The 4382-nt window shown below is 52.0% G+C and carries 4 protein-coding genes; 1 reads left to right on the top strand and 3 read right to left on the bottom strand.

Features of this window, described 5'->3' with window-relative positions; translation table 11 throughout:
* The 3 genes from EK23_RS21105 to EK23_RS22940 form a co-directional block, all read right to left on the bottom strand.
* The coding region (locus EK23_RS21105; RefSeq protein ID WP_045227378.1) for a MarR family winged helix-turn-helix transcriptional regulator at positions 1 to 245 on the bottom strand (245 nt) is incomplete at its 3' end.
* Between the two features lie 143 nt (positions 246 to 388).
* Positions 389 to 1360 (bottom strand): DUF6635 family protein, encoded by a 972-nt coding sequence (locus EK23_RS21100; protein ID WP_045227377.1) that lies wholly within the window; start codon positions 1358 to 1360, stop codon positions 389 to 391.
* Between the two features lie 449 nt (positions 1361 to 1809).
* A complete protein-coding gene (locus tag EK23_RS22940; RefSeq protein WP_082054414.1) occupies positions 1810 to 2784 on the bottom strand; it encodes a glycosyltransferase family 17 protein in 975 nt (324 codons plus the stop codon).
* Between the two features lie 1026 nt (positions 2785 to 3810).
* Between EK23_RS22940 and EK23_RS24830 the strand changes: the two genes are divergently transcribed.
* Complete coding sequence (locus EK23_RS24830; RefSeq protein ID WP_082054413.1) at positions 3811 to 3927, top strand: transposase; 117 nt, start codon at positions 3811 to 3813, stop codon at positions 3925 to 3927.
* Positions 3928 to 4382 lie beyond the last annotated feature (455 nt).

Genomic DNA, 4382 nt, shown 5'->3' with positions numbered 1-4382 from the left:
GCCCGCATGCGGTCCACATTCCGGCTCAGGGTCGAGACATCCATCTGTAGGGCATCGCATACCGCAGCGGGACGCGCCGTGCCCATCTTCCAGGCAGCCACCAGGATAGTCACCTGGCTCACCTTGAGACCCAGCGGTCGGAGTCCTTCGTCATAGAGGTTGGTCACAAGCCGGTTCAGCATGCGCACGCGACGGGCGATGCAGTCAGCCGCGATGGCGTCGATGGTGAGCGATGAGTCCGGCATGTCGATTCCTCCTGCATGCGTTTGTATATGCAACTACAGGCGTCTGTCAAGTGCCATTTCGGGTGACACTGAAGGATCTCCTTGTTCAATCGCCGCCAAAAAGCCAAGATCAGACTATAAGTGCCCGCATGACTGCGCCCACTCTAACGCACCACACGCGCCGCCAGCTTCAGCAGATCGAGTAAGTCCAAGACCCTGACGAGATACTGGTCCTTGATCCGGTAAGGGTCGTCGGTTTTTCCGCTCCAGCTGTCGCCCAAGGCATCCACAAATCGCTCAAGCCGTTTGCCGTAAAAGCCTGTTTTCGCCAGCAGGGGATCGAGCACGACGGTCGAAAGCGTCACCAGAATACCGGTCGCCACCATCAGGGCTCCCGTTGACGCGGCGATTAGGCCGACGGACGCGCTGGCGGGAAAGACACCGTAGTACCAGGTGCCCAGCGTATTTCCCAGCCAGAATTGATTGATTGCCAATTGCTGGGCGAGGGCGGTTGCCGTCGCTGTGCTGGCGGAAAGTAAGCCGGGCGTGGCTTTCTGTAAGGCTGCATAGCCGCTCGCCAGGGTGATGAGGTTGCCTGCAAGTTCGGAAACCGCGAGCCTGGTTTTTGCGTGCTCGGCCAGGTTCGCTTCCAACGCCTGACGGAAAGCCAAACTCTGACTATGGGCCTCGATGTCGGCCAGGTAATCGGCGCAAACGGCTGCCACCTCCGGCTCCTCGAGGATGTATTGGAGTAGTGCGTCCTTGGTGGCTGTGCGCGACCCTTGCGAGACTGGCAGTTCCAGCAGTTCGGTTTGGATGACCCAGTTGATTTCCTCCTGATAGCGGGTCGTCATGCCGGAGGGGACTTTGCTAAGCCGCCCGCCGACTTGCACGGCGCCCAGCTTTTCACACAGGTAACCCATTCCGTGAGCCACGAAGGCGGGCAGTGCCCACACGGCATTGACCGGCACCTTGTAGATGTCATGGAGGAGGCTGCGCCGCTGCAGTGCGAGGGCACCCCGGAATGAAAAGTGCCGTTCCACGAATTCCGGAATCTTCGCTGTGCGGCTGGCCACGTAGGTGGCAATACCGCGCGTGACGGCCACTTCGATACGTCTTCTTTCGTCTTGTTCCATATGTGCTTGTTTTCGCTGACCATCGGTGTCGCCGCAGTTAGCCCTCAGGGAAGCCCAATCTGACGCGGCTTGCCAGGCGTCAAGGCGTTACAAATGCACGGCACACGCTTTCGGCTTCAGCCCATGCGTGATCGAAGCCCACCAGTGAGAACCTGGCAGGATGCCCATCTGGTAAGGTGACAGCGAGCACCTGATAAGTCTTCAGGGCAGCCTCGGGGACCGAGGAACGCGTCCGTTGCGGAGTCTTCCAAAGTATCGAAGAGTTTAAGGAAGCCACCATGCAGTATCTCGAACATCCACAATACTCATCCTATGCATTACCACTGGACCGCCCCGACTGAAGCGATCCTGGCCAAAGTGGACAAAGCTAAAGATTGGTTGAGGGCGTTACTCTACTTTGTTTTGCCTACCCTCTTAGGCGGAGTTGGTGCTTTAGGTGAGCGGCTTGATTAGGCATCACCCTTCTTAACGGGGGACAAATCAGTTCGACAGAATTCCGGCCTTTCCAAGAATAAAGAGGACAAATCCGAAGGAAATCGATCCAAGGAACAGAATGCCCATTTATGACCAGCCCGGTCAAATAGGTCAATCCCCATTTTAATGCAATTTTCAATTCTAGTGCGTTCAGTATACGTTGAAATGTTATACTCCTGATGAGAGAAGGACTCAATTTTCCTAATTACAGCCTCTGGGCCACCTAAATACGAAAAATGCCATCCGGCACTCGGGAATATCTTATACTCCGAAGAATTTTGACGTCTAGAATTAAAACTTCCGAGATTTTTATTGCTTGCTGCATTGCCAGTCATACAAACCGGAAGGATCCAATTAGAATTCCCGGAACCAACACCAATGCAGTTCATGAAATAATAAAAGAAATCCATTTCAAGCCTTGCAATTGGAATATTTCTAGAGCACATGGCCGCGTAAATCTTATCGATCGTATCCGCATTCCATATTTCATCAACATCAGTCAGGACTACAAGGCAGTCATCATCCAATTGCGAGACCTCTGATTGAAGCTTATTCCTTTGGCCCGCCTCAAGTAACCAAGCTGGATGCGATGAATCGTATTGGTTTGGTCTATCGAAATTGAATCCGGATATGTCTGGATCGTATTTTATATGTATAATTTTATCCATCCATACCTCAAAATCTGCAGCATTTTCAGCAAATTGCAGAGGCTTTGATTTTCCAGAAAAATTCCTAGTTGATTCGCACAACACAAATTTCTCTACATGATTGTAGAGATATGCAAGCCTGATTTTTAATAAGCTCAGTTCGTCATTAAAAATGAAGCAATCATATATTTTTGGACGACGATTAGCGGTAACAAACGAGTCAATTGATATCTTCCTGTCCTTTGTAAGTTTTACTAATTTATATCCAAGCTTCCCAATAATTTTTTTAATAAAGTTTTTCATTGTATGTTTAATCTTGAATCGATAAACCTCTATTTATCCAGCATAAGCGGATGAATTATTAAGCCACTATCTCCATCCTATCGTTTTCATGAGATATCGTCCAAATCTCGAACAGAATCCAAGTTGCTTCAGAGTTAGTCGGTGTCAATATGAAGATTCCTATCCGAGGCTGACGGAGCCTTTTTTTGCAGCATCTTCCGAGTATATGGAGCCCTTGCTAATGTTCGTAGAAAACGACGGATCCGCGCTTCTAATCATCTTTTATAGACATTTTCAGGTAGAGTGGGAGCTTCTCGACTGTATTCCCCAGACCAGCTTAGAATGTCTCGAAGTTCCATGCTGCCGAAGGGTTTCTCCTAGGGTTAGAGAGGCACGGATTAAATCGGTTTTCCCCTTGCGAAGTGCGAGTTACCGGATGATTGCAAAAGGCCGCAAGAACTTTAAAACGAATTGATCAGTGCTTCCCAAACTTTAATCGAGTGTGGAGATAGTAGAGCAGTCGAAGAAGTACATTCGAATACGTAAGAGCACGGTGGATTTTATGCTGACTACAGGAACAGCTAAGAGGGGGTAGACACAAAAATCTATAATGGCAACCGAGTATCACAATAGCAAATTGGTTGCCGATGGGACAGCGTGGAAGGCCATCTAAGATTCCGTCTGAGCGGTGGTGCTGGAGTTGGCAACGGCGAAGCCCTTGGCGATGCTTGGCGAATTGGCGGCGTTTTATCACGAACGGACCGGAGTCCGGGTGCATGTGGCGACTCTGCGCAAGGTGCTGAGGGAGGCGGGCATGGTCCGGGGATCAAGGTGGCCCGGCGTGCGCGGTCTACGTAACCGAACCTGGTGGCGGCGCGAAGGTATGGCTACGTGAAACGTCATCGGCAGGCGGCGCCCGAGCAAAGCTGTCCGAGCTCGTTGGCTGATGACGAGTGGGCGTTGGTGAAAGACCTGTTCAAATCGGACGGCAAGCAGGGTGTTCCGCCGAAGGTCTCGCGCCGGGCATTGGTGGAAGCGTGTTGATATGTGGTGCGCACGGGTTATGCCTGGCGACTGTTGCCGCAAGACTTTCCGCACTGGGACAATGTCTACAAGACATTTCGGCGCTGGAGCGGGAAAGGTCGCTTTTTAAGCGATGCATGATCGTCTGCGGGCGCTGTGGCGGGCGCGGGAAGGGCGCGAACTGACCCTCGGCGTGGCCTGAAAAAACTAAGGAGACCAGTCTCCCGAGTTTTTCACCTCGCCAGCAAGCCGCCGCCGAGTCCGGCCTGATCGAGCAGAAAGCCAATCAAGCCCTGCGCGTCGCCAATGTGCCCGAGGACACCTGCGAGGCGACTGCAACCTAACCCAGGCATAACCCCGATAGAAACGAAAAAGGCCTGCATCGCTGCAAGCCTTGGTTTTATTTGGTGGGCCATGTAGGGATCGAACCTACGACAAACGGATTAAGTGTAGAAGTCGCGACCTGATCTGACAGTTACCCGTTTTGGGTGCGCTGGGTTGTCAGATCAGATTCAACTGACCGACTTTCTGGTTCCACACCTCCTTTCCAGCGTGAAGCGTTTGTAGGGGAGTGCGACCGCAACACATCTTACCCT

It is taken from the genome of Methyloterricola oryzae (assembly GCF_000934725.1).
Lineage (GTDB): Bacteria > Pseudomonadota > Gammaproteobacteria > Methylococcales > Methylococcaceae > Methyloterricola > Methyloterricola oryzae.
Note: the sequence above shows the minus strand (reverse complement) of the source record. Positions and strands in the feature narration are given on the sequence as shown.